General features: G+C 61.7%; 24 protein-coding genes. 11 read left to right on the top strand and 13 right to left on the bottom strand.

Annotated features, from left to right (window positions below):
* Positions 1-181 precede the first annotated feature (181 nt).
* The 6 genes from K0O24_RS03465 (at position 182) to K0O24_RS03440 (ending at position 6,984) form a co-directional block, all read left to right on the top strand.
* A complete protein-coding gene (locus K0O24_RS03465) occupies positions 182-2,338 on the top strand; it encodes a TonB-dependent receptor (protein ID WP_219894456.1) in 2,157 nt (718 codons plus the stop codon).
* Between the two features lie 119 nt (positions 2,339-2,457).
* A complete protein-coding gene (locus K0O24_RS03460; protein ID WP_219894455.1) occupies positions 2,458-2,934 on the top strand; it encodes a hypothetical protein in 477 nt (158 codons plus the stop codon).
* 3 nt (positions 2,935-2,937) lie between these two features.
* A complete protein-coding gene (locus K0O24_RS03455; RefSeq protein ID WP_219894454.1) occupies positions 2,938-3,498 on the top strand; it encodes a DedA family protein in 561 nt (186 codons plus the stop codon).
* A gap of 23 nt (positions 3,499-3,521) precedes the next feature.
* Positions 3,522-4,727, top strand: a complete 1,206-nt coding sequence (locus K0O24_RS03450; protein ID WP_219894453.1) for a tetratricopeptide repeat protein — start codon at positions 3,522-3,524, stop codon at positions 4,725-4,727.
* On the top strand, positions 4,724-5,815 hold the full coding sequence (locus tag K0O24_RS03445) for an ATP-grasp domain-containing protein (RefSeq protein WP_219894452.1): 1,092 nt from the start codon (positions 4,724-4,726) through the stop codon (positions 5,813-5,815). The genes K0O24_RS03450 and K0O24_RS03445 overlap by 4 nt, the downstream gene beginning before the upstream one ends.
* Entirely contained in the window at positions 5,812-6,984 is a 1,173-nt protein-coding gene (locus K0O24_RS03440) for a serine hydrolase domain-containing protein (RefSeq protein WP_219894451.1), read from the top strand. Before K0O24_RS03445 ends, K0O24_RS03440 begins: the two co-directional genes overlap by 4 nt.
* Here the strand turns inward: K0O24_RS03440 and K0O24_RS03435 are convergent.
* Complete coding sequence (locus K0O24_RS03435; protein WP_219894450.1) at positions 6,981-8,129, bottom strand: patatin-like phospholipase family protein; 1,149 nt, start codon at positions 8,127-8,129, stop codon at positions 6,981-6,983. The two genes, K0O24_RS03440 and K0O24_RS03435, sit on opposite strands and share 4 nt — an antisense overlap.
* 174 nt (positions 8,130-8,303) lie before the next feature.
* Positions 8,304-9,080, bottom strand: a complete 777-nt coding sequence (locus K0O24_RS03430; protein ID WP_281421747.1) for a 3-hydroxybutyrate dehydrogenase — start codon at positions 9,078-9,080, stop codon at positions 8,304-8,306.
* A 271-nt stretch (positions 9,081-9,351) separates the two neighbouring features.
* Between K0O24_RS03430 and K0O24_RS03425 the strand changes: the two genes are divergently transcribed.
* Positions 9,352-9,795, top strand: a complete 444-nt coding sequence (locus K0O24_RS03425) for a cupin domain-containing protein (RefSeq protein ID WP_219894449.1) — start codon at positions 9,352-9,354, stop codon at positions 9,793-9,795.
* Positions 9,796-9,926: 131 nt separating this feature from the next.
* Positions 9,927-10,394 (top strand): carboxymuconolactone decarboxylase family protein, encoded by a 468-nt coding sequence (locus tag K0O24_RS03420; RefSeq protein WP_219894448.1) that lies wholly within the window; start codon positions 9,927-9,929, stop codon positions 10,392-10,394.
* On the opposite strand, the gene K0O24_RS03415 is transcribed toward K0O24_RS03420, so the two are convergent.
* On the bottom strand, positions 10,367-11,254 hold the full coding sequence (locus tag K0O24_RS03415) for a LysR family transcriptional regulator (protein ID WP_219894447.1): 888 nt from the start codon (positions 11,252-11,254) through the stop codon (positions 10,367-10,369). The two genes, K0O24_RS03420 and K0O24_RS03415, sit on opposite strands and share 28 nt — an antisense overlap.
* A gap of 123 nt (positions 11,255-11,377) precedes the next feature.
* Here K0O24_RS03415 and K0O24_RS03410 point away from each other — a divergent pair, with 123 nt between their 5' ends.
* Positions 11,378-12,127: a GNAT family N-acetyltransferase gene (locus K0O24_RS03410; RefSeq protein ID WP_246611114.1), complete on the top strand. Its 750-nt coding sequence runs from the start codon at positions 11,378-11,380 to the stop codon at positions 12,125-12,127.
* On the opposite strand, the gene K0O24_RS03405 is transcribed toward K0O24_RS03410, so the two are convergent.
* Genes K0O24_RS03405 through K0O24_RS03395 form a run of 3 tightly spaced genes read right to left on the bottom strand, consistent with a single transcriptional unit; the run spans position 12,097 to position 14,278 of the window.
* Entirely contained in the window at positions 12,097-12,855 is a 759-nt protein-coding gene (locus K0O24_RS03405) for a lysophospholipid acyltransferase family protein (RefSeq protein WP_219894445.1), read from the bottom strand. The two genes, K0O24_RS03410 and K0O24_RS03405, sit on opposite strands and share 31 nt — an antisense overlap.
* Positions 12,846-13,757: a YeeE/YedE thiosulfate transporter family protein gene (locus K0O24_RS03400; protein ID WP_219894444.1), complete on the bottom strand. Its 912-nt coding sequence runs from the start codon at positions 13,755-13,757 to the stop codon at positions 12,846-12,848. Before K0O24_RS03400 ends, K0O24_RS03405 begins: the two co-directional genes overlap by 10 nt.
* Before the next feature lie 11 nt (positions 13,758-13,768).
* Entirely contained in the window at positions 13,769-14,278 is a 510-nt protein-coding gene (locus K0O24_RS03395) for a DUF302 domain-containing protein (RefSeq protein ID WP_219894443.1), read from the bottom strand.
* Between the two features lie 237 nt (positions 14,279-14,515).
* Here K0O24_RS03395 and K0O24_RS03390 point away from each other — a divergent pair, with 237 nt between their 5' ends.
* Together K0O24_RS03390 and K0O24_RS03385 are read left to right on the top strand one after the other, a co-directional pair.
* Positions 14,516-17,314, top strand: coding sequence for a DUF2339 domain-containing protein (locus K0O24_RS03390; RefSeq protein WP_219894442.1), 2,799 nt, complete (start codon positions 14,516-14,518; stop codon positions 17,312-17,314).
* Complete coding sequence (locus tag K0O24_RS03385; protein WP_219894441.1) at positions 17,311-18,627, top strand: DUF3999 family protein; 1,317 nt, start codon at positions 17,311-17,313, stop codon at positions 18,625-18,627. The genes K0O24_RS03390 and K0O24_RS03385 overlap by 4 nt, the downstream gene beginning before the upstream one ends.
* A gap of 6 nt (positions 18,628-18,633) precedes the next feature.
* On the opposite strand, the gene K0O24_RS03380 is transcribed toward K0O24_RS03385, so the two are convergent.
* The 7 genes from K0O24_RS03380 to K0O24_RS03350 are packed head-to-tail and all read right to left on the bottom strand — an operon-like array spanning position 18,634 to position 25,857.
* Positions 18,634-19,941, bottom strand: coding sequence for a hypothetical protein (locus K0O24_RS03380; protein WP_219894440.1), 1,308 nt, complete (start codon positions 19,939-19,941; stop codon positions 18,634-18,636).
* 9 nt (positions 19,942-19,950) lie between these two features.
* Positions 19,951-20,484 carry a serine O-acetyltransferase gene (locus K0O24_RS16850; protein ID WP_281421691.1) on the bottom strand — a complete coding sequence of 178 codons (534 nt, stop codon included), beginning with the start codon at positions 20,482-20,484 and terminating at the stop codon, positions 19,951-19,953.
* On the bottom strand, positions 20,481-21,020 hold the full coding sequence (locus K0O24_RS16725) for a serine O-acetyltransferase (protein WP_246611113.1): 540 nt from the start codon (positions 21,018-21,020) through the stop codon (positions 20,481-20,483). Before K0O24_RS16725 ends, K0O24_RS16850 begins: the two co-directional genes overlap by 4 nt.
* Entirely contained in the window at positions 21,013-22,728 is a 1,716-nt protein-coding gene (locus K0O24_RS03365) for a GMC oxidoreductase (protein WP_219894439.1), read from the bottom strand. The genes K0O24_RS16725 and K0O24_RS03365 overlap by 8 nt, the downstream gene beginning before the upstream one ends.
* Positions 22,725-23,618 carry a glycoside hydrolase family 16 protein gene (locus K0O24_RS03360; protein ID WP_219894438.1) on the bottom strand — a complete coding sequence of 298 codons (894 nt, stop codon included), beginning with the start codon at positions 23,616-23,618 and terminating at the stop codon, positions 22,725-22,727. Before K0O24_RS03360 ends, K0O24_RS03365 begins: the two co-directional genes overlap by 4 nt.
* Positions 23,609-24,508: a glycosyltransferase family 2 protein gene (locus tag K0O24_RS03355; RefSeq protein ID WP_219894437.1), complete on the bottom strand. Its 900-nt coding sequence runs from the start codon at positions 24,506-24,508 to the stop codon at positions 23,609-23,611. The genes K0O24_RS03360 and K0O24_RS03355 overlap by 10 nt, the downstream gene beginning before the upstream one ends.
* A complete protein-coding gene (locus tag K0O24_RS03350) occupies positions 24,505-25,857 on the bottom strand; it encodes a lipopolysaccharide biosynthesis protein (RefSeq protein ID WP_219894436.1) in 1,353 nt (450 codons plus the stop codon). The genes K0O24_RS03355 and K0O24_RS03350 overlap by 4 nt, the downstream gene beginning before the upstream one ends.
* Between the last annotated feature and the right edge of the window lie 4 nt (positions 25,858-25,861).

Below are 25,861 nucleotides of genomic sequence, written 5' to 3'. Positions count from 1 at the left end.
CGTTTTTCTCACGTTACTCTGTATCGCAACACCGGTCGTTGCCGCCGCAGAGGTGCGCTTTGCAATTCCTGCTCTTCCGCTTGACCAATCCCTCATCCGAATCGGACAACAGGCCGGCGTATCCATTGGCGGAAATGACCCCGCAATAACGGTTGCTATTGGCAATGCGGTGAATGGTCGCATGAGTCTTGAGCGCGCGTTACGGAAACTGCTCGAGCACACGGGCTATACGTTCGTCATGGTCGACGCACGGACGGTCCGGATCGTCCGCGCCCCATCTCCGGTCGAAGGCCGGGTGAGATCAGGGCCGTCAGCTCCTCATGCTAAGTCAGTGCAGCCAGCATCACAAACGGATGGCCAGCCTCCGGACATCATCGTCAACGCGTCGAAACAGGGCCAATCTTTGACCGATTATGCCGGATCCGTCCGGGTGGAGACGGTTGGAGCGATCGGTTTGACCTCCGAATCCGGCACGTCCGCGCTCGTCGGCCGCCTGCCCGAACTGGTTGCAACCAATCTCGGGCCGGGGCGGAACAAGCTGTTCGTCCGAGGCATTGCCGACAGCAGCTTTTCGGGCCCGACCCAATCCACAGTCGGACTGTATCTTGGCGAATTGCGTCTGACCTACAACGCGCCGGAGCCCGACCTGCGGCTCTATGATATCGACGCCATCGAAGTCATTGAGGGTCCGCAAGGCACGCTATACGGGGCGGGCGCGCTCGGCGGGATTGTGCACATCGCACCAAACCTGCCGGACCTCGAAGGTTTTCATGCCAATGCGAGCCTGGGTTCGGCCATGACCGCTGACGGGCGTGACAGTTATGATACGGGAGGGATGCTGAATATTCCATTGGTCACGGACAAGGTCGCTGTCCGGGTGGTCGGGTATCGCCAGCGCCTCGGGGGCTATATCGACAATGCCACGCTTGGCTTGAAGGATACAAACACGACCCGGATTTCGGGAGGCCGAGCCGCGCTGCGTGCAAGCCCCGGCAACCACTGGGAGATCGAGATCGCTGGGCTCAGCCAGAGCATCAGCACATCCGACGGCCAATATTCCGATCGCGGACTTGCCCCATTGACGCACGCAGCAGCTATCGCGCAGCCGCACGAAAGCGATTTCGGCGGCGGCAATCTCGTGATCACAAAGCGCTGGGGTGGGCTGAAGCTTGTTTCGAGCACCGGTATTGTCCGGCATGACCTCACGGAGCGGTTCGATGCAACGGGACTTGCCGGAACGACAGGTGTCATTGCCTATGATCGCGACGAGGCGATCCGGATGTTCACCCACGAAACACGACTGTCATCGCGGGCAGGCAGCATGCATCCATGGGTCGCAGGGCTGAGCTATGTCAACAATGTCGATCGGATTGCGCAGGCGCTCGGGCCGCCGTCCGCGACCGCGGAACTGAGCCGGGTGCGCAATGAAAGACGGGAAATCGCCCTGTTTGGCGAAGGAACGATTCCCCTGTCATCGCGCTGGTCATTGACCGCTGGCGCCCGGTTTCTGCGCGCAAGGGCCGCAGGCATTCTGGTCAGCGGGCCACAAGGTCCCGAACCGACTCGCCATCAGACCCGCGTTCTCCCCACACTCGCCATCCTGTGGAAGCCGAACGACGATCTTCAGGTCTTTGCCCGCCTGCGCAGCGGCTTTCGGAGCGGAGGGATTGCCGTCGATCCCGGCGGGAACGTCGTCCGGTTTGTTTCCGACAAGCTTTATACAGGCGAAGCGGGACTCCGTTTCGGGCATTCAGGCGGGCCATTGTCCGGAAACGCTGCGCTCTCCTACGCACGTTGGCGCAGCATCCAGGCTGACCTGCTTGACAGCAGCGGCTTTCCGGCGACGGCCAATATCGGCAATGGTCACGTCCTTGGCTTCAGCGCAGATCTGGCCTGGCGACCGGTTTCATCGCTGCTGGTGGAAGGGGCCTTGTTTGCGAACCGCAGTTCACTGGACAATCCGGCTGTCCAACTTGTTGGCCTCGATGAAACTTCGCTGCCGAATGTCCCGCGTTATGGCGCAAGGCTCTCCGCGAGGTATTCGCGGCCGCTTTCGCCTGATCTGACTTTGGTCCTGGATGGCTCCGCCCATTATCGCAGCGGCTCAAACGTCGGCACTGTTCCGCCACTGCTGCTGGAACAGGGCGAATATGTGGAGGCCGGTCTTTCTGCCGCGCTTGATGCCGGGTCATGGAAGCTCACCCTGGACGCGACCAACCTCTTCAATGGCCGGGAAAACAGCTTTGCGTTCGGCAATCCCTTTTCCGTCGGCCTTGGCCAGCAACAGACCCCGCTCCGCCCGCGCACGATCCGCCTTGGGGTGAGCTTCGGCTTTTAGTGGTCTGTCCTTGCGGACAGCGCGAAATTTGCATGGAATTCATAGCGTCATGGCATTTTAACTGAGCGCGCGAAATCGCGACACTGGACTCCATCGAAAACCATTCGAGGGAGAAGAAGATGCTGCGCCGGATCATGCCTGTCGCCCTGACCCTTTATATCGCCTTTGTCTTTATCCAGTCCTTATTCTTCAAGTTCACGGACTCGCCCGAAACACAGTATATTTTTGGAACCCTGGATGTCTGGGGCGCATCGCTCGGCTGGCCCGGACTGTTCGCGCACGACGGGATCTTCTCACAATATGTCGTTGGCACAGGGGAACTGATTGCGTCGACCCTTGTGCTCGCCGGCCTGATTGAACGGCTTCGCATTCTTCGGCCCATTGGCGCGCTGATGGCCATGGGCGTGATTTCCGGCGCCATCTTCTTCCACCTGTTCACGCCGCTTGGAATTTCGGTGCTCAACGCAGATGGCACCCATGACGGTGGGGAGTTGTTTGCGCTCGCCTGCGGGGTCTGGATCGCGTCGGCAGCATTGCTCTGGCTCAGCCGCGACACGATTCTCGAGCGCCTTGCGCCGCAGCGCAGGGCAGCCTGAGCCATGCCGGCCGACATCCCCCCGGCGTTGCTGGCAGCGGCCGATCAGCCGCTGCTGCTGGCAACCCTGCTGTTCGGCGGCACCTTCATCGCAGAGGATGTCGCAACAATTGCCGCGGGCGTCCTTGTCGCGCGGCTCGATGCATCCCCGGTCGCGGCGCTTGCGGGGGTCATTCTCGGCACGGCCATCGGCGATGCCGCACTGTTCCTCACCGGACGATGGGGTAGCAACAGTGCACTGGGCAGGTCGCTCAGAATGCGCCGGGATGTCCAGCGCGCGGAGCATTGGATGCGGGACTACGCGCTTTGGCTCGTTTTTGTGGCCCGCTTCCTGCCGGGCACGCGGTTGCCGGTCTTCACGGCAAGTGGCTTTGTCCAAGTCCGGACTTCTGCGGTGTTCGGCATCATCGCGTTTACCACGCCGGTTTGGACCGCGGCACTTTTCGAAGCGGCACGCCGCGCCGGCAGCGCGGGCGCCAATCAGGTGATGATCACCTTGCTGCCGTTCGCACTGCTGATCCTTCTGGCCGGAATCGTCATGCGCCGACACCTGCTGGCCCGCTGAAAACAGGACAATGGAGAGGATGAATGAACGAACACTATCTTGATCTGCCGATCTCTACCGCGTCCGCGCGAGCGGCATCCGCGATCGTGACCTTTGCGGAAGAACTGGTCAGTCACGGCAACGGCTGCCAAGCCATTTTCGTCGCGCTTGAAGCGGATCCCGAATGCGCGCTTGCGCAAGCCTATGCCGCAGCCCTGTTCCTGACGCTGATGACACGCGAAGGCCAGGTTCAGGCGGCGCCGAGAATCTCTGCAGCATGGGTCCATGCCGCTGGTGCCACCGAGCGCGAGCGCCGGACGGTCTCGGCCATTACTGCCTGGGGTGCCGGAGACACGGCGTCCGCTGTCCAGCAATTTCGTCACATTGTCGAAATCTGGCCCCACGACCTGGTGGCCGCCAAGCTGTGCCAGGTGCTTGAACTCGGTCGGGGCGATGTGGCCGGCATGGTCAGGACCTCGGGCATGGCAGCCTCCATTGACGATCGCGATGGCCGCGCGCTGGGCCTGCATGCCTTTGCTCTCGACCAGAATGGCCAGGCCGAACTCGCCTTGCGTTTCGCTCGCCGCGCGATCGACATGTCGCCGACCCATGACCCCTGGGCCCAGCACGCAGCGACACATGCGCTGGCGGCCAAAGGGCTTCCGCTTGAGGCGCGCGCCCTTTTGCAGGCTCATGCGCCGGGCTGGAAACGCTGCTCCTCCTTCATGCTCACGCATAACTGGTGGCATCTTGCCCTGTTTGCGCTCGAGCTGGGAGACAGGCCTGGCGCCCTCCGGCATTTCGATGAGCATGTCTGGGGCGTGCGCAAGGGCCATTGCCAGGATCAGATCAACGCTATCGCCTTGCTTGCGCGGCTGGAAATGGCAGGAGTCAATGTGGGAGGACGCTGGGACGATGTTGCGGCCCATGTCGCGCCCAATGCCGAGGATGGGATCGATGGCTTCCTTGATCTTCACTATCTCTATGCCTTGGCCCGCGGGGGATATGATGAGGCGACCGATTCATTGGTCGAGAGACTGTCGAGCAGGTCGCTCGCCGGTCTTGCAAATGGCCTGGTTTCCCACGCGCGGGGTGACCATCAGGCAGCCGCTCTTGCGCTGGGTCCGGCGCAGGCGCTTGTGCCCGTCCTTGGTGGCAGCAACATCCAGAAGGCACTGTTTTCCGACCTTTATGCCGACAGCGTGCGTCGCATGACGCCGGCACCGCAACATTGGAAACAGGCAGCATGAAGCAGGGGCCGGTTGCAGCCGCCGGAATGCCCCCGATTGAGCGGGGTGAGCCTCCTTTGTCCTTCTTCGAATTCTGGCCGGCATGGCTCTTCTACGCTCCGGTCTGGATCTGGATCGCGCTGCTCATGCTTTGGCACCGCAGCATTCGCCTTCCCCTGCTTGCAAATCCCACCTTGCCAGCGGGCGGGCTGGTGGGGGAGGAGAAAAGCCGCCTGTTCGCCCGGCTTGGCGCAAACGGTTCAGGTTGCTTGCCAGCGTGGATCCTCGTTTCCCCAAGCGACCGGCCCGCAGACCTCGTCCGCTCTCTAGCGAATGCCGGCCTCGCTTTTCCGTTGGTCGCAAAGCCGGACATCGGCTGTCGCGGCGCCGGGGTCCGGCCCATTCGCAACGACGATGAACTGGCGCGATATCGATCCGAATTCCCGAACAATTGCAATTTCATTCTCCAGCGTATGGTGGACGTCGAGGGAGAGGCGGGGGTGTTTTTCGTCCGAGCGCCCGGCGCACGCCGCGGGACAATCGTTTCGCTCACGCTCAAATATTTTCCTCATGTGGTGGGAAACGGAACAGCAACCTTGCGCGAACTGATTCTCGGCGATCCGCGGGCTGGCAGGGTGCCACACTTGTATCTGGACCGCTTTGCCGACGAGCTGGACGTTGTTCTCCCGGCAGGTGAGGCCCGTCGGCTCGTTTTTTCCGGTTCGCACAGCAAGGGGGCGATCTTTCGCAACGGCAATGTCTGGATCACGCAGGCCATGTGCGCGCGGTTCAACGCCATTGCGGATGAGATCGGCGAATTCCATTTCGGGCGGTTCGACGTGCGCTTTGCCGATTTTGAAGCATTCCGTCGCGGAGAAGATTTCTCGATCATCGAGTACAATGGCGCTGGCGCCGAAGCGACGCACATCTGGGACGCGCGCACGCGCCTCATCGATGCCTGGCACACATTGTGCGTCCAGTTCCTTATCCTGTTTCGTCTGGGCGCGGCCAACCGCAAGCGTGGTTTTCTGCCCATGCCGTTTCGGGAATTTTTCCGGCAATGGAGGCGTGAGAAATCGCTTGTGAGGTGCTATCCCTCAACCCGATGACACTGCCTCCTCCCTTGGACTGGCCAGAAGCCGGCATTGGCCCGGGGCCCGAAATTCCGGAACACCTCAGGGTAACGCGCGAAAATTGGCGGCTTTACCCCTTCTCGCGTTGGGCCTTCCAGCATACGCGCGAACTCGTTCCGTCTCGCGCAGTTCGGCGCAGCTCGGCGCCGCGCGCGCTTCCCCATGCGCCCGTCGATCTTGCCGGATTGAGCTTTGGCGGGATGACCTGGGAAGACTTTGTCGCGGCAACCTATACCGATGCGATGATCGTGCTGCACAAGGGCGCGATCGTCTACGAAACCTACCGCAATGGCATGTCGTCCCTGACACCGCACCATTGCTTTTCCGTCAGCAAGTCCTTTGTCGGACTGATCGCGGAAATACTGATCAGTGCGGGCCGGCTTGATCCGCAGCAGCCAGCGTCCGACTATGTCCCGGATCTGGCGGGAAGCGGCTTTGCGGGCGCCCGTGTGCGCGATCTGTTGGATATGACGGATGGTGTCGCCTTTGATGAGGATTATGCCAATCCCGATGCCGATGTGCACCGTTATTCCGCAAGCTATTGGACGCCGTCTGCCGCGACGGGCGGGGCGCGCGAAACGCTCGCCAGGCTCGAGGCGCGCGACGCCGACCCTGGCGCAAGCTTTTCCTATCGCAGCCCGGTGGCCGATGCGCTCGGTTGGGTGCTTGTCAACGCCACTGGCCAGCGCCTTGCCGATCTCGCGACCGAACTTCTGTGGCATCCGGCGGGATGCGAAGAGGATGGGCATTTTCTGGTCGATACGGCCGGCCACGAGATCGCGGCAACCGGCCTCAATGCGACGGCGCGCGACCTCGCCCGGCTGGCGCTGCTGATCCTAGACCCCACCTCCGCCATTCCGGCCGACGCCCGACAGCGGATTTTTGCAGGCGGAGACCGGGCATTGTTCGCGTCATCACGACATGGCGTGCGGGCGGGAGGCTCCTATCGCAGCCAGTGGTGGATTTCGCACAATGCCCAGGGCGCCATTTCCGCGCTCGGCGTCTATGGCCAGCGGGTGCATATTGAGCCGGGAGCAGAGATGGCCTTCATCCGCTTCGGATCACACCCGCTGGCGTCGAACCTGCACACGGATGACCTTCACCAAGCCGCGATTGGCGCCTTGCGGCAGCATCTGTCTGACTAGGCCGCATCGACCTCGACAAGGTCTCCGCCCATGGCTTCGTGCAGGATGAACCCTTCCAGCGGGTCATTGTCTGCGCGCCAGGGGGCTTCCTTCAGCACAGCCAAGGTATCTCTATAACCGGCTTCGCGCCGCTCGCGGATCCCGCGTGGGCTGAAATCGACATCCTTGCTGTGATCTTCATGATCGAGCGCCGGCGCAAGCAAGCGTATCACATGCATCTTGGTCACGCAGCCATAGCCCGCCAGCGTGTCGACATCCGTGTCGTGTTGTGTGCCTTGTGGAACCATTGCGGCAAGCTGAGTGATGACGTGGCGCAGCTTGTGGAGTTGCCTCTGGCGCGCAATATGGGAATTGGCGCGGCTGGAATACTGGATGTCCTTCTGCCGGTTCATCACATCCCAAATCGACTTGGGCTCGCCACCGTGCGGGTTCCAGAGATGGACTGCAAAAACCATTGCGTCACGGCGCGGCGCATCGTCGAAAACGGCCTCAACGGGCGTATTGGAAACAATGCCACCGTCCCAGTAGAGCTCGCCATCGATCCGGACTGCGGGGAATGCGGGGGGCAGTGCTCCCGAGGCCAGAACATGTCGCGTATCCAGCGACATGTCGCGCGAGTCGAAATAGTGCATCTCGCTGGTCCTGACATTCGCGGCGCCTACGGTCAGGCGTGTTCCGCCCTGATTGATCAGGTCAAAATCGGTCAGGTCAGCAAGCGTCTTGCGCAGCGGGTCGGTCGAATAATAGCCGGCGCCTTCCGACCCAAGCGGTACATGGGGGCTGAGGAAGGCGAGTGGATTGGGCGTAAAGAACGAAGGAATTCCCCCCATGATGGCAGACATTGTGCGCACTGGATTGAACAAATTGCCAAACAGGCCCTGTGCCGGTGTTTCGAATATGTGGCCATGTTCGACACGCTTCCAGAACTCGGTCAGCCGGTCGAGCCGATCGGCGGGTTCGTTCCCCGCAATGATCGATGCATTGATGGCGCCAATTGAGGTCCCGATGACCCAGTCCGGCTCGATCCCGGCTTCGTGCAGGGCCTGATAGACGCCGACCTGATAGGCACCCAGCGCTCCTCCGCCCTGAAAAACCAGAACGGCTTGGCCATATTGCGCGATCTCGGCCTTGAGGGAATGTGTCATGTTTACTCCTTTTGAACAGACGGTCAGTGGCATCTTTGGGCTGCAAGTTCGGCCAGGACCCCCGACGCTTGAGGCGTCCTGCGGTCGGTGGCTTGCCTGGGTGCAGGCTTCGCCAGAAAGATGTGACGGATGATGGGCGGAACGGCGGGGCCGCGTGTAGGCTGGCTATACATGTTACTGCGCCGTCCAGCCGCCATCGACCGGCATGGCTGCCCCGGTTATGGACCGCGCGGCCTCGCTGCAGAGGAACACGGTCAGCGCGCCGAGCTCATCGACGTCTGCAAACCGCTTGCTGGGCTGGGCGGCGAGAAGGACGTTGCGGATGACATCGTCCCGGCTGATGCCTCTGGCTTCGGCCGTGGCATCAATCTGGTTTTCGACCAGCGGCGTCCAGACATAGCCCGGGCAAATGGCGTTGCAGGTCACGCCATGCTCTGCACCTTCGAGCGCGACGGTTTTCGTCAGACCCAAAACGCCATGCTTGGCCGCGACATAGGCACTCTTGAACGGCGATGCGACAAGGCCGTGCGCGGATGCGACATTCACGATGCGTCCCCAGCCTGCCGCCTTCATCGGTGCGAAGGCTGCGCGGGTGGCATGAAAGGCCGCCGAGAGGTTGAGCGCGATGATTGCATCCCATTTCTCGACGGGAAAATCCTCGATCGGGCTGACGTGCTGAATACCAGCATTGTTGACGAGGATATCGACGCGACCCAGGCGCTCAATCGTGTCTGTGACAATGGCTGCTGCGCCGCCGGCGTTCAGAAGATCTGCGCCGTGATATCCAACGCGCACGCCGGCTTCCGCAGACAGGCTCGCGCGGATCTTCTCGATTTCGACCTGATCTCCAAGGCCGTTGAGCATGACATCCGCTCCAGCCCGGGCAAGGGCCTGGGCAATGCCAAGGCCAATGCCGCTGGTCGATCCAGTCACGACCGCGACCTTGCCCATCAGTGGCAAGGCTCTCTCGATACGGGTTTCGGTTACACTGTTCACCAGGCATCTCCCTCCTGAATTTCGGAATGTGGGGCGTTTTGGCTGGGCCTGTCATGAAGTTGAAATGCCGGTTGTGCATGAACTCGATGCCGACAATCGAATGTCCAGCATGGCGAGGTCATCCTAATTGAAGTGCGTCACCGGGCCGGGGCTTCCCCCCCCCCAAACCCCACAACCCCCGGTCGGTGGCCTTTGATGAAATTCAGGACTGCACAAAGGACATTTTATGACGAAAACTCTTATTGCCGCATTGGCCGCGACCGCTCTGGGCGGTTTCGCCACGCCAGCCTTTGCTGGCGAATGCCCGGCCGGCAACGTCGGCCCCAATCCTCTCGCTGGCGCTGCGACCGCGCCGTCTGGCGTCACGGACACCGTGCTTGCATCGGTTGATCTTGGTCCGGAAATCGGCGTGGACGGACGCCAGCTCCGCACGCGGCGGCTCGTCCTGCAGCCCGGGGGCATTGTTCCCCTTCACAGTCATGCCGACCGACCTGCCCTGATCATCACGATCAAGGGTGAAGTCACGGAGTATCGCAGCACCTGCACAACACCGATCGTGCACCACGCTGGCGAGATTTCTCGCGAGGCGGGTGGCCTTTCGCACTGGTGGAAGAATACCGGAACGACAGAAGCCGTGCTCCTGTCATCTGACGTCCACCACGGCCAGTAAGGCCGTTTCGAATGCGGCCGGATGATACCCCACATTTCGGCCGAAACCCCGGTGACCCCTGCACCGGAACACTGGCGCCCCGCTTTCCCCCATCCCGGCGGGGCGCCAGACCAGGGTCCAGGAAAAAGATTATGCGTAAACCATCTCGACCCGGCGCGGCGCGACCTGAGAGCAAGAGTCGCTATGCCCGCGGGCTTGATGTCCTGCTGTCCATGTCGCAGGAAAAAATGGATCTCGTCACTGACCGGCTTGCCGAAGTTGCCCCGGATTTTGCCCGCATGGTCGTCGAATTTGCCTTTGGCGACGTGTTCGCCCGCCCTGCCCTCGACATGCATGCACGCGAACTTGTCGCCATTGCCGTGCTCACAGCCCGGGGAGACGCGATCGCTCCGCTGCGCGCCCATGTTTCGTCAGCAACGAAGTTGGGGCTTTCGCGCGAGCAGATCGTCGAAGCGATGATGCAGGTTTCCATCTACTCCGGTTTCCCGGTTGTCATCAATGCACTGACGGCCTGCCACGATCTATTGACCACGGCCACAGATCCGGACTGCGCGGTCTGTCCCGCGCCGGGTCAGTCCACCGAAGTTGGCCATTTATGATATCGGGCCTCTCGAATAAAAGCCCCGACAGCCGGCGAATGCGGCCGCCCGCGCACAGTCGCCAGGAAGACGCTGCGGGTATATTCGGGATCAACCAGCGGCCTGACAACCACGTCCGGATCCGTGACCGACGACTCCGGAAAAAAGCCGAAACCAAGGCCAGCCTTGATCATCCCCTGAACCCAATCGTCACGCGGAGAGCGAAAGACTACGCGCGGTTCGACGCCCCTGCTCTTGAGGTCCCCGGCAACGTAGCGGAAGACTTCGCATTGCGAGCGGCTGACATAGGGTTGCTCGTGAAGGTCCGCCGCACGGACCGACGGATTGGCGCTCAACGGATGGTTCGGCGGCAGAAGGATGACGAATTTCTCGTCGAAGATTCTCAATTGGTGGAGCGAATCCGGCAAGGTTTCATGGCTGCCGAGAATGGCGATCTCAAGGTCTCCCTTTTCGAGCCGTTCCACCATTTGCGGAGCACCATCGTCGATCACTTCGATTTCGACGTCCGGGTTGTTGGCCTGGAACCGGGGCAGAAGCCCAGCGACCAACTGCGGACCGATCGTGCACATCACACCGATCCTCAGCTTGACCTTCTTCAGGCCCTTTACGGCCTTCGCCACGTCCTTGGCGGCCCGTGTCTGGGCATCGACGCCTTCAAGATAGGGCAACATGATACGCCCAAGCTCCGTCAGGTGCGAATTGCCGCGTTCCCGGTTGAAAAGCGGTCCGCCAAGTTCATGTTCAAGCTGTTGGATCGCGCGAGTCAGCGCGGGTTGGGTCACATTGCACATCTCCGCAGCCCGCGTGAAATTGAGCGTCTGGGCAAGCGCCACGAAATAGCGAACCTGCTGCATCTCCATAGGTCAGCCCCTCAATTCAAAGACTCAAAAAGACCGAATCCAGTTCGGCATCAACTGACGCACACTGCATAGGAAGGACCCGGTGTCATGACAATCTCAAGCACATCCCAACCCTCGCCCCGCATGCTGTCTGTTCGCTTGGCCAGCTGCAAAGGTGACATCCAGGCAGCACAGAAATTGCGCTGGGATGTCTTTTGTGCAGAACGAGGCGCGCGCCTGGACCATGGCCCGATCGGCCTTGACGCCGATCCGTTTGACGATGTTTGCGATCATTTGCTCGTTGAGGATCTTGTCAGTGGTGTTCCGGTCGTCGTTGGCACGTATCGATTGCTGCGAGAGAGCATCGCGCAGAAGCATGGCGGCTTTTACACCGCAGGAGAATATGTCCTCGAGAGCTTCCCGCGGAGCACCGATCCGAATAGCGAACTGCTCGAACTCGGGCGGTCGTGCGTTGCGCCGGCCTATCGCGATGCAGGGACCATCCAGTTGCTCTGGCGCGGTATCGCGACCTATCTCGAGCGGCACCGGATTTCCATGATGTTCGGGTGTGCGAGTTTCCACGGTGTCGACCCGGATGACCATGCGGACACGCTGTCCTATCTTTATCACAATCATCTGGCACCGCCGCATCTCAGGGCGCGGGCGCTTGATCGCCGTCATGTCGAGATGGCACGCCTTCCGATCGGTGGCTATGATCCAAGGCTGGCGATGCGCAAGCTGCCGCCCCTTATCAAAGGTTATTTGCGGGTCGGTGCGATGGTCGGCGACGGCGCTGTGATTGATGAGCCGTTCAACACCGTCGATGTCTTCATGGTCATGCCCGTCGCTTCGATATCCGCCCGTTATCTTGGCCGCTTCGGAGCGGTGGCATAGACTGCCGACATGGCCGCATGGGCCGCCTCGGCAAGCGCCTTGCGATCTGGAAAGTCGCTCGCTTTCATTGGGGGGAGGAACACGAGTTTCACCATTATATGCTCGCGCGCCATCCTCGCTGCGCCCGAAAGCAGATCGTCATCATCTATCCAGGCCACGTCGCGTTGTCGCTTCGTGCACAAAGCATTGCCCGTCCTGTCAAGATAACGGATCACGACCGGCTGCACGATTGCAGCATCGTCGGCTGCTGAAAAGAGGCTGGTGCGGAATGGGAGAATTCCAGTGCCAACCGAAGTCGTGCCTTCCGGGCAGAGGATGACCGAGCGCCTGTCCTTGAGCCTTTGGCGTACGGCAGCAGCATGCGCACCGGCTCTGCCGCGTCGTTCCCGATCGATAAAGACGGGATTGTAGCGCCGCGCAAGCCAGCCGATGAACGGCCACTGGCGGATATCCGATTTCGCGACGAAATCCGCTTCAAGAACAGAGGCGAGAATGGGTATGTCTGCCCAGCTGATATGATTGGCGATGAACAGGGCATGCGGCGCGGCGCGGCCTTCACACCTGACGTCAAGGCCGAATCCTTTTGTAATCCACCCGAAGAACAGCCGCTCAAGACGGCGCGCGACCCGGCTTTGCGGTTTCGTGGTCAGCCAGGGCAGGACGAGCAGGCATGCGAACGCCAGATTGGCAAATGCCCATAAGGGGCCAATGATGCGCCTCAGGCCCATCGCCGTTCGAGGAGCAGCATGCCAGCAATCACAAGGCACATCGTGCCTATGCCAAGCCAGGCGTGGGCGTGGAGCAAGGGCATGCCCACAAGAATCAGGCTATCATTGCCGCCGGGAAGGACGAGGCTGCCCCATCCCATCAACAAGCCCCCGACAAGGCAGCGCGCGATATCGGCAGCGGAGATCCGGCGACTCTTGAAACGGCCGGCTGTCCAGCCACCATACCAGGCCCCGGACAGAAGTGCGACAAACAGGATCGTGCGAAAGGCAACATGGCCTACCATCCCTTTTGCCGCGTCGGTCAGCAATTCGGTATAGGTCCACGGGCCCGCGATGACGAGCAAAACGAGAAAGGTCAGGCCAATGACGAGCGTGGCTTCATGAGGGCTCCAGATCGTGCGTCCTGATCGTGTGAGGTGCGCTGCGAGCCGCCACAGGACTAAGGGCATCGCAATCCAGCCCGCCCAGACGGGAATGCGAAGCAGCATGGATCCTTCAGTCAGCATTTGGGGCGTGGGCATGCCAAAGACCAAGGGTAACGTCAGCGCGCCGAAAAAGAAGCCCAAGGGCGTCGCCAGATAAACCCATTCACCGGAGCCAAGCCGGGCAATGGCCCCAAAAACGCAGGCGCGGTTGAGCCATGCTCCCAAGCCAAGCAAGGCGCCGCCCGCCACTGTCCAGCCGCTCGTGGCGATGCCGCCCGGCAAATGCGTGACAATGCCGAACTGGCGCGCAACAACAAGTCCGGCTGCAACCCACAGGGCGGCTTCCGCCAAGGCAACAAGGCGATGGGCAGACCGGTTTTCGACAATTTCGCCAACCGCGGCCACGGTACAGGTGGCGCCGCGCTGTATGGCATAGCCCATCAGCGCAGCGCAGATCAGCGAAATGGATGCAAACACAAACAAGGCAGCTACCGAGCGACACTCGAAGCAATGGAAGCGGCAACTTCACTGGCCATCTTGAGTTGAGCCTCACGATCCTTGAGTGCGTATCTTGTGCCAATATAGGCAAAATCTGTCCAGGCGACTGTCACGCTGCCATCGGCCTCCTGAAACACGAGCATCCGAACCGGCCAGTCGAGGCCGGCGAAGCGGTTTGCCGAAAGGAACTGGACGCCGAGGGGCGGGTTGCCGAACAGGATCAACCGGGACGGGCGTATTGCGATATTCGCACCCGCACCAAGTTCGGCCTGGTCAATATCGGTGAAGAAGCGAATGCCCTTGGCGGCAATATCCGCCTTTAGCCTGGCGACTGTTTCGTCAATGCCATAGGCACTGCGCACGGTTTGCACGCCTTGAGCCACGGCAGTGCTCTGCGGTGCGGTCGTTGCTGCAAGGCTCGCAGTTCCGGCAGTCAGCGAGAGAGACGCCGAAACTGCCAGAATTGTGGCACGCGCGTTGCGAATAATGGGAAGCATCATTGATTGTCCTTCCAAAAACGGGATTATCGGGCCTTCAGGTGAGGGCCTGTTGGCGTCTTTCGTCGCGCCGGGCGTCGATGTGAAATGGCGTATCGTCATCTGTTCAATGCGTTTTAGGCATGCCTGCCGAACTCTGATCCGTGGTGGCATTTTCGTCGTGGCGAAAAGCAAAAGCATTGCTTTTAATTTTCGCCAGATGTGCCAAGCTTGGCGGATGGCAGGGGAGGGATCGTCCATATGGGAATAGCGGTTTGGGGCGCCGTTGTCGGCGCTTTGCTGGGCTTTGTCCTTGCAGATTTCTCCCAATTCGGGTTTATCTTCGGGGGTGCGCTCGGCGCTGGCTTGGGGGTATGGCTCCGCTCGGCAATCCGTCAGGAAATAGGGGATGCGGTGCGTTCGGCACTGTCTGGTGGCATCACGAATGCACCATCTGCGCAGCCAGCACCTGCGACGTCGGCCGCCGTCAGACCTCAATCCGAGCCTGCGCGCGTGGTGACCAAGCCGGTTGGCGACGCACCGAAGATCGAAGAGTCGCCCGCGCCTGGTACCAGGTCCGCCGCCCCGTTTGGCGCGCCGCTTCCCCGGCGTCTGGAGCCTTCACCGCCTAGCCCCGCATCGGTGTTCATGGGCAAGGCAAGGGATTGGCTTTTTGGCGGTAACACCATCCTACGGGTCGGCATTGTCATCCTGTTCTTGGGCCTGGTCTTCCTTGTGCGTTTCGCAGCCATGGCCGGCTTGTTTCCGATTGAGGCGCGGCTTTCACTGGTCGCGGCCGTTGGGGTCGTGCTGCTCGCGATCGGGCTCAGGAAACGGACCGAGCGACCCGCCTTTTCGCTGTCCTTGCAGGGCGCAGGCATCGCGATCCTCTATCTCGTCGTCTTTGCGGCGGCTCGCGGCTACGGCATCGTGCCCCCGGTTGCGGCCTTTGCTCTCCTGATCCTGTTCGCTGCACTCGGCTGCGCACTGGCTGTGATGCAGGATTCGCTCGTGATGGCGTTTATTGCGTTCCTCGGCGGCTTTGCCGTTCCTGTTTTGCTTGGGGGTCGCAGTGAAACGCCGCTGGGCCTGTTCACCTACATGACGACGCTCAACCTCGCGATCTTTGGCATCGCCTGGAAAAAGCGTTGGCGACCGCTCAACCTTCTCGGGTTTGTCGCAACCTTTGCGCTCGCGTCGCTCTGGGGCTTCTCGGCCTATGAGCCGCAGCACTATCTGCTGTGTCAGGGTTTCCTGATTGTCTCCATGGCGATCTATCTCGCAACCGCAGTCCTCTATGCGCACAACACGCCGGGCAAGTTCGGCAATTATGCCGATTCAACTCTGCTGTTCGGCACGGCGCTCGCCGGGTTCGGCTTGCAGGTCGGACTGGTTCATGACCGGCCCTTTGCATCGGCATGGTCGGCGCTCGGTTTTGGCGCGGCCTATATTGCAGTCACCGCCATGACCATTCGCAGAGGCAGGCCCGAAATGCGCCTGCTGAACGAATGCCTGCTCGCCATCGGCATCGGATTTGTAACCTTGGCAGTACCATTGGCGCTCGATGTCAACTGGACATCCTGTGTCTGGGCTCTTGAGGGGGCGGGCGCTTTCTGGGTCGGCGCGCGACAGGCGCGCTGGGTGCCCCGTTGTCTGGGGCTGGTGCTGCAGGCCGTCGCCGCATTGCTGACGCTGGCTGAAGCAAGCTCGGCACTGTCCGCCATTCCGCTCGCCAACAGCGGGTTCCTTCAACCGATGCTGGTTGCCTTGCCGATGATCTTCACGGCCTGGATCATGCGCAAGCCTCTGGACCACAGCGGTTCGTCATGGGCGAAAGGCTATGCTGTGGTCGAAGGCGGCCTGCGCCAGATCTGGTTTCTGGGAGGCTTTACCTTTGTCTGCCAGTCAATCGTGCTCGAGGCACTGCGCGCGACGCCTGACGCAAGGTTCGGCGCACTGCAAGTGTTCTCCACTCACACGCAAGTCTATGCGATCATGCTCGGCGTGCTGGGAGCCATGACCCTGGCTGACGGGTTCGGCAGGAAGAACGACTGGTCGGTTGCCGGCTGGCCGGCCAAGCTCAGCCTGCCGTTTGTTTCGATATGCCTTCTCCTCGCGATGATCGAGGGACGACATCTGCTCTACCTTCCGGATATCCTCTTTTGGAGCGCGGCGCTGGGCCTCCATATCTGGCTGCTCCGCCGCCAGCCGGTTTCAGTCTGGACTCATGCAATGCACGTCGGTGGTGTGCTTCTGGTCACCGCGCTGGTTGCCGACTGCATTTGGCTGGGCATCGAAAGTGGCAATCTGTGGGAGACGTCCTGGGCAGGCGTGACCTTCCTCGTCAGTGCAACCGCGATCCTCCTCCTGCTTGTGCAATGGCCGGGCAGGGCAGCGCGATCCGGGTCTCCAGCCGACTTTTCATGGCCGCTCAATCCCTATGCAAAGGCCTATTGGCTCCACGGTGCGGTCGTACTTGCCGTGCTGGTCTACGTCGGCGCGCTGTCAACATGCCTTGTAGCAGAGGGCGTCACCGATCCGCTCCCCTATATTCCGCTGCTCAATCCTGTCGACTTGTCCGCACTTCTCGCGCTTGCCGCTCTCGCGCTCTGGCGCAAATTGCTGCAAGCGGCGCGGCCGCGCGTCGAAACAGTGCAACTGGTGACGGGCCGGGCCGGATTGGCGGCGATGGCCCTGCTGGCATTTGTCCTTGCCAACACGATCTGGCTGCGCAGCGCACATCATCTGCTCGGCGTCGACTGGCAGACCGATGCCCTGGCCGGGAGCCAGATCGTCCAGTCCGGCTATTCGATCCTCTGGGCCCTGATGGCGATGGGCCTGATGTTCCTTGCCCGCAGCCGCGCGGAACGGCTTCCCTGGCTGGCTGGTGCCGTGCTTCTCGCCATCGTCGTGGCGAAGCTGGCGTTTGTTGACATGTCGCAGGTGGAGGGACTTGCACGCATCATCGCCTTTATTGCCGTGGGCGTGCTCATGTTGCTCATTGGCTATTTCGTGCCGATACCACCCCGAGCCGAGGGAACGAAGGAGGCTGCGGCATGAGCCGCATCCTGCCTGCCGCCTTGGCCGCGGCTCTGCTTCTGTCGGGGTGTGACGGGCAGAACGGGGGCGCCGAACCCAAAACCCATGACTTCGCCCTTTCGCTGTCGGTGGAGGCATCAGGGACCGAGGTCCGGCGCATCGTACTGCCGCCCGCAGCGCTGATTGCCCTCAAGCGACCGGACAAGGGCGACATTCGCATTGTCGATGCCCATGATCGCCCCTTGTCGATCGCCTTTGTCGCACCGAATGTTGCGCAGCACAGCCGCATCCATCTTGACGCCATTCCGTTCGGCAGCCCGGCCTTCGCGCGACGCAAATCGCCTCTTTCGGTGCGCGTCGAGCAGGAGGGAGGATCTGTCAGCGTCCATGCGGACGGCAACGCGCCTGAGGCTGCGCAACCGGGCGTCATCTTTGACACGCGAAACATCAGCGACCCTGCTGTCGGCATTGCGCTCGACGCGATTCTCCCAAAGCAGCGCCCGGTGACGATATCCATTGCGGCGGGATCCGATCTCAAGACATGGGATCCACTTGCCGAACGGGTCCTGTTTCGCTCGGGGGACAGTCCGGACGTGCTGGGAAAGAGCCGGATCGACCTGCCGTCTGCTGATCTGCAGGGTCGATATCTGCGCGCCACCTGGCAAGGGGACTCTCCGATCAGCATAGCCGGGGCGACCTTGTTCACGAGCCGCGTCCCCGATGCGCCGCCGATTGCGATTGCTGTCCGCGGGCTTGAGCTTGCCGACCCGCACAATCTGACCTTCAGCGTTCCGTCTGCCGTCATGCCCAAGGCAATGCGGGTCAGGATGACCAGCAGCGATGGCGTCATGCCCGTGCGTTTGCTCGGCCGCGCGGATACGGAGGCTCCCTGGGCGTTGCTGGCAATGGCCAGCCTCAGGCAGGGTGGTCCGGGTGCGCTGCTTGAGATCGGGGACGGGTCCGCCCGCCTGCTGAAGCTGGAAGCGGATCCCCGCAGCGCAGGCTTTTCAAAGCCGCCGGCCATCGAACTGCAGTATGAGCCTGTCGTTGTGGCCGCAGCCTTCAATGGTGACGGGCCATACCGGCTGGCCGTCGGAAATGCGAAGGCCGAGCCCAGGACTTTTGCGCTGTCTGACCTCACACGCAAGACTGGCCCTCTGGCTGAAGCTCGGGTGATCGGAGCGCAGCCGCTGGTTGCGGTTGATCTGGAGAGTTCTGCCGGCCTGTCGTCCATCCCTCTGAAGACCGTTGCCTTATGGTCGGTGCTTCTGGCCGGCGTTGCCCTGCTTGCGTTCACTGCCTTCCGGCTGATGTGGGCAAATGAAGACGCCTAGGTCTGGTCAGCGTCTGGTTGGTGAGCGAGCACCTGACCCGGACGAAGCCCCGCGGCGGCCTTCGATGACAAACATTGTGGACAGCATCATGCAGGCAATCGGATTGACGGCCGTCAGGAGCGCCCCTTCAAATGTGAACCAGACCGCCAGCATATAGGCGATGCGCAGCCGGGGCGCGCGGTTGAACAGGGTGTAGAGAAAAAAGGCATAGAAGAGCAGGCCGGGGACGATGCCATATTCGAGAATGGCCTTGGTGATCGGCCACCACTGAAAATTCAGGGCCTTTTCGATCTGGCCCGCACCGATCCCGCTGTAGAGCGAATGGGGGTCGCTCGCGAAGGCGACAAGCCGGTTGTAGGGCTCGACGAAACGCATGTTCGCGCTGGCTCCGGTCCGGTTGAATTCATCAAAGCGGTGCGAAACAAGGTCCACCCATCCAAGCCACCAGGCGAGCAGCCCGATGATCGCGAAGCCCGCGGTTGCCAGCATCATGTTGCGGATCGAAACCCGGCCAATCAGGACCGGGACCGTCAGCAACAGGAGCAAAAGGCCCGTCCCCGCAAAGGTCGCGAACACGGCCGCAACGAACAGCGCCACCCGCCACCAGCGCCGGAACAGGACCAGCTCGATACCCAGCGCAAGGGCGATGAACTGCGAGAGGAACGACACCTCCAGGAAGAAGATGCCATTGGGCTTCATATAGTTCATGCCCCAGACGATCGGCTGGACATAGTTGAAATTGGGAATCAGCAATGATGGCGGGAGCAGCTGATCAAGATTGGGCCAATATTGCCACCCGATGCCGAGCTGGACAAGATGTTGTGCAAAGAGGATTGCGGCTGCAGCGACCATCAGTGAACTGAACGCGTTCATGCATTGCCTGTATGTCGCTTCGGACACGCGAAAGGCGACAACCATCGGCAGATAGAGAATGGCATACAGCGCAAAGCTGTTGATCGAGTAGTTTGTCGCGAACAATGTCGTCGTCAGTCCCGAGACAACAACAAACAGGAAATAGAGTGCGACTCTGCCCGTATCGAAAACCGGCCTCGCAAACGCGAGCCCGACGATGGTTGCGAGCAATGCCATGGGGATGACCAAGGGTACGATGCCATCAGGTGCCGAGCCAAAGCCGATCTTCTGGAACATCGTCGTGCCAAGCGCGACGATCAGGAAGGCCCAGAGGACCGGGCCCCTCGACAACGTCTCGCTGGCTGCGCGTGGGCGCCCTTGGCCGCGCAGGGGCAGGCCGAACCGGTCTACCGGAGGCACGCCGCGTGCGGACTTCAATGGAAAGGGAAGCTTGTCCTGCATGCGACCTCCTCAACCTGTTGCTGCGCGCAGGATCACGCGTGCTGGCGCCCCGACAGCGATGGCTCCTGCAGGCACATCCTTGAGAACGACGCTGTTGGCACCGATCCGGGCACCATCGCCGATGTGAATTGCGCCAAGAATGGACGCCCCGGCTCCGATCTCCACACCATTGCCGATCACGGGATAGACATGATCAAGGCCAGCCCGCCCGAGCGTCACGCGCTGCAGGATGGCGACATTCTCGCCAATCCGAACGCCGGCTCCGATCACGATGCCGAAGGGGTGTGGCATATAGAGACCCGATCCAAGGCGCGCCTGAGTGTCGACGTCGCTCGCGAAGCAGACGCGGGTGCCATACCAGAGGATTCGTCGCAGGACCGGACCGGCAAGCGGGATAGCTCCGACCTTGCGCTGGAGGCGCAGCCAAAAGACAAACTGGAAGCCCGGGGTTAGGAGGAAGAGCCTCAGCGACAGCATCCAGCGCGGCTTGCGGGACGCGCCGAGTCGCAACAGGAAAATGTCCATGTCCCGGGCCAGTGTCATGACCGCGCTCCGGGCATGATGATGCGGGCGGGCACGCCGACGGCGACTGCGCCGGCTGGCACGTCACGCAGCACCACACTGTTGGCACCCACCTTCGATCCCGACCCGACATGGATTGCACCCAGCACCACGGCCCCGGCGCCGATTTCCACATGATCACCCAATGTCGGATCGAAGTGTTCGGTCGCCACGCGGCCCAGCGTGACATTCTGGAGGATCGAGACGTTCGACCCGATCTTCACGCCGCCGCCGATCACGATGCCGAGCGGGTGAGGCAGATAGAGCCCGGGCCCGATCTCGACTTCCGGATCCACATCGCACGAGAACCAGATTGTCGTCACATACCAGAGACACCTGCGGAGCGCTGGGCCGACGACCGGAACAGTCTTGAGAGCACGCTGGACCCGAAGCCAGAAGACGAGCTGGAATCCGGGCGTGAGAAGGAGCAGTCGTCCCCACAGCATCCAGCGCGGCTTGCGCGAGGTGCCCCAGCGCGAGAAGAACATCTGGGCGTCGCGCGTCAGGGCTTCACGCATGAACGGCTCCCGCGTCTTTCCGGATCATAACGGCAGGCCGCACGGGTGCGCGCTGAAGATGGTCGGCCAGCCTCAGGGAAAGAGCCACGAGTGTGAGCGTCGGATTGGCAAAGCTCGATGTCGGAAAGGCCGCTGCGCCTGCAATGAAGAGACCGGGCACAGAGAAGACCTCGCCATTGGCATCGCAGACGCCCTCGCGTGCGCTGCTTGCCATGCGGGCCGTGCCGATATGATGACCGCCGATCGGAACGATCATGTCCCTGAGCGTCGCTTCGGTGACGCCAGCCAGATCGAACCGGACGGATTTGCTCCGTGTGAAAGCACCTTCGATTCGCCTCAGTCCCACAAGCAGCCGATGATAGTCCTCCACAGTCGCGCGCCACGCGACGCGGACTTTCGGCATCCCCAAGGCATCGCGGTCCGAACCCAGCGTGATCCGGCTTTCGGGGTTGGGCTCCTGTTCGCCATTGATGTCTGCCGGATAGAAGCCGCGCGGATCCGCAAGGACGACAGACGGCAGCTTGCGGCTGGCAAGAATGCGACGTCGTGTCCAGTCTGCAGCAAAGGCGGTCAGTCTTGGGGAACCCAGAATGATGTTACGGAGATGGGCGGCATGGTAGGCAATTGCGGAACCGCCGCGCCGGGCCCGGGCCTGATGCTCCAGCGCTGTCATCTTGCGTGCATATTCGGGCACGATGAACGCCTTTGCGAGGTACATGGCAGAAAGGACCGGGCTGCGATGGTCCGGATCGACAATGCCGGGATGGGAGGGGCGAACCACGAGCCCAGCCAGCCGGTGGCGGCGCTGAGCATGCGGTGAAAGGGCGATATAGCGTCGGCAATATACGCCGTCGTGCGACAGTTCATACCCGAGGCGCACCTCTTCGGCGCACGTCAGGAAATGCAGGGTGCCGACCGACCCTTCGAGGTGGCATTGGTAAAACCTTCCGACCAGATCATGCTCGTTGCCAATGCCGTTCGGTCGGGCGGGGCTGCCCGCGAGCAGAAGCCGGGGCGTCTCGATCCCGCCCGCCGCGATCACCACGCGCCGGGCGACAATCGTCACGGGCTTGCCGCCCGCATCGAAGATGGCGCCCCCGGCCGATCCGTCATTTTCCAGCAAGATCCGGGTTGTGGCCGCGTTGGTGAAAAGACGGATATTGGGGGCGTTTGCCAGTTCGACCCTGTAACGCGCACCAAAATTCGTAGGCTTGCTGAAGCGCTCGATTCGGTCGAGCAGCACGTCTTCGTCGATGATGCCGTCGACCATTGGCGCAGGCCCGCACAGGGCTTCACCCGCTTCGAATTCCGGCAGACCAGCCTCCAGAATCTCCATTGCGCGCGGGATGTGCGTCGCGACATCCTTGTGGCCAATGGGCCAGGAAGCGTGATCCATCCAGGGCCGATCTTCGAAATCGATCGCCTCAAAGGGAATGCATCGCCCGCCCCAGAGCGTCGTTGATCCTCCGAACACCCGCCGTCGATACATGTCGACCGGACTATGGCCCTCGGGCTCGACCGCTTCGCCCGAATAGAAGGCCTGTGCGGCGGCCGAATATTTGGGCCCGCCCGCCTCGGCGATGATAATGTCCAGACCGGAGTTGGCGAGGGAGAGCGCGAGCGTGATCCCGGCAGCACCCGCGCCGATGATGAGCAGATCTGCCTCGAGCCGATCGGGGAGTCCTGCTGAGCGCGCATCGGCAATCATGACGCACTGCCTTTCACCCGGTATGCGCGAACCCAGTCGATGCGCATTGCGGCCGGGAATTTTGTCCCCGCATCAGGCGCGCCGGGCCAGTCTCCGCCGACAGCCAGATTGAGCAGGAGGTAGGCGGGCCTGTGAAAATCGATATTGGCAACGCGCCGCACTTCGACATCATCGAAATACCAGATGATGTCCGACTTGGTGACGAGCACGCCATAGACATGGAATTGTCCAAGGTCGGCATGTGTTTCAAAGGCCCGGTCGTTTTTGACCTTCGTGCCATCCGTGTCGGTGAACACCGTCTGGTAGATCCGGCCCGGCTCTCCGATCGATTCGACAATATCGATTTCCTGACCGCCGGGATTCGTTGGCTTTCCCGCCTCTAGGGCAGGCGCGGGGAGCAGCCAGAAGGCTGGCCACAGGCCCTTTCCTTGCGGGAAGGCCATGCGGGCTTCGAAATATCCCTCATCAAGGCGGAAGCTCTTTTCCGTTGTGATGAGTCCCGAAACGAAAGGCAGCCCATGCCTGAGCCGATCCGCGGGATCGGAATTGGGTTGCGCCACGAGTGAAAGGACACCGCCCTTCCAGACAAAGGCTGCCGGCACGTCCCCGGGCCGCGCATAATATTGAAGCTCGCCATTTGGCTCGAGTGTGCGGGACGTCCAGCCCTTGGGGTGATCGGCATCCTGTTCGCCGAAAAAATAATTTGTCTTCCAGCGGCCCTGCACGCCTCTGTCCGGATCCCAGAAGCTTGGCGGGCGATCAAAGGATTCATCGAAGACTAGCTTTAGGCCTGATCGGTCGAGCCGATGCGCGGGCATGGAATCGGCGCACGCCAGGGTTGGCAGTGACAGGGCGACAGACGCTGTGATCAGGACATGCCTCAGCGCCATGTCGAGCCGCCGCAAGCCCGGATATAGCGCGTCGCCTCCTTGCCGATCGGTCGCCTGCGTGGGCGGTCCGACTTGCGGAGCCAGGTCGCGAACTGGCGAACGGCCCGCCCGACGCTTGCCTCGCCGCGCGCAAAATAGAGGAGGTAAGGCGTGAAGGCGACCATGTTGAGCAGCAGCCAGGGCTGCGGCATGCGCAAGTAGGAGATGATGTACTTGTTTGCCAGCCGGTCGGTCTGGACGTCCCGTTTCGGCCTCCGGCCGGCCGGATGCTCGAGCTCTTCGGAGACAATATCCGGCTCATACCGGATCTTCCACCCACCATCGATGATCCGGTATGCCAGCTCCACTTCCTCAAGGCCGTAAAAGAAATCCGGCAGGAATCCGCCCACGTCGCGGAGCATCTGCGTCCGGAACCCGACGCAACCGCCAACGAAGCGGAAGGTGTAGAAGGGACGCGTGAGATCCACCGACTTGTCCGTATGGGGGATCAGGTCGAGCCGACGCCGCGTTTCGCCGCGCACATATTTGCGGGTGGTCACGGCCCCCAGACGGTCATCGGCATCAAAGGCTGCAGCGAAGCGGTCGAGAAAATCGGGCGTGTCGACAAAGACATCGTCGTCCAGAAGGATAACATATTCGCCGCGGGCCATGTCGAAGCCCAGATTGCGTGCGGCAACGCCCTTGTTGCGCCCGTCCCAGATCACCTTGGCCAGGTTGAATCGCGCCAGCTGTGCCGAGCGGCTGAAGTCTTCGGGATTGTTGTCGACCAGGAGCAGCTCATAATCCGTCCGGCCTTCAAGGTGGCCGGCCAGCCGGTCGAGTGTGTCGGCAAGGATGGCTTCCCGCGCAAAGGTCAGGACGACGATCGAGAACCGCAGGTCGTTGTTCATCGACGTGTATCCTTTGACGCAACGCGCCGTTCTGCGGCGAAAAGGAGAAGAAGGTTGAAGGCCTGAACGGCAGCAACGGCCGCAGCCATGCCTGCGATGCCCCAGCGGGCAGAAAGCAGCAGCACGGAAAGGGCAAAGATGGCCGATATCGTGCGGACCTGAAGCAGGGTCCGACCGGCCTTGAGGACAATCAGGCGCGTCTCCGACGGCTGGTTGAGCCCCGCCAGAAAGAACGCAAAGGCAAGGAGGCGGACGTCGGTTGTGACGTCCGCATATCGTCCGCGGAAGGCAAAATCCGTGATCGGGCCTGCCCAGATCGCGATGGCGGCCAAGTAAAGGCCCGTCGCAATGGCGATCAGTTTGCGCGTTCGCGCAATGGCGTCATGCAGTCCAGCCGCGCCATGTTCCGCAAGCGCGCGGGTCGCGCGCGGCTTGTCGGTTGAATCGATTGCCGAGACGATGCTCATGGCGGGATTGGTCAAGGTGCGCGCCGCCGTAAAGACACCGGCTGCAACAGGGCCGATGATTGCCCCGATGAGGACGACAATCGTGGCACTGCCATAGACCGCATAGGGTAGATTTGCCCACGCCAGCCAGCGGGCCTCGGCGCGATGATCCGCGATAATCTTCGCGAGGCCAGGGCGCTGCGGACGGGTCGGGCGAAGCACGAAGAGCGCTGGAATTGCAGAGCCAAGGCTTGCCGCGGCCCAGCCACAGGCGCCCGCACTCGCGTCGGGGCTTGCGCCTGCCGCAATGATTGCGCTGCCGACCAGAATGCAGAAGTAGACGAACGCGAAAAGTGCAACGAGATCGGCACGCGCGATCTGGAACAGCCAGCGGCGCGTGAATTCGGCAGCGAGCATTGCCGGTGTCACGAATGCGGCGAGAAGCAAGGGCTGGATCAACCATGCTGCTTCGGGAACACCCTCCTGAAACAGATGGATGAGCCCGGCGATCGTCGCAAGAGCAGCCCCCAGCAACAGGCCTCCGATCGCGGCAAGCCACCACCATGAGGAGCTATCGGCATGGGAGGACTCGCTGGTCGGATCGTCTTGATGAACAGTCAGGAAGGGCAGGACGATCGCGGACCGATGAAATCCCGCGACAAAATAGTGCAGGCCGATCATCATCCCGAGGGCACCGAACTGTTCAATCGGCAAGGCACGGCCGAGGATGGCCAGAGCGAGGATATTCGCCAGGCCGGATGCGCCCTGATCAAACACCGAATAGAGACGGGCCATCGCCAGCCGACCAATCCGCCGCTCGATCGGCGCAAGGATGCGGCCCGGGAATGGCTGCCGTGCTGTCGGGCCGGGCACAAGACCCATCTGGAGCGACGTTTGCGTCACTGAA

The sequence above is a fragment of the Aquisediminimonas profunda genome, assembly GCF_019443285.1.
Taxonomy (GTDB): domain Bacteria; phylum Pseudomonadota; class Alphaproteobacteria; order Sphingomonadales; family Sphingomonadaceae; genus Aquisediminimonas; species Aquisediminimonas profunda.
The sequence above is the reverse complement of the archived record's forward strand: the minus strand, read 5'-3'. Positions and strand labels throughout refer to the sequence as shown.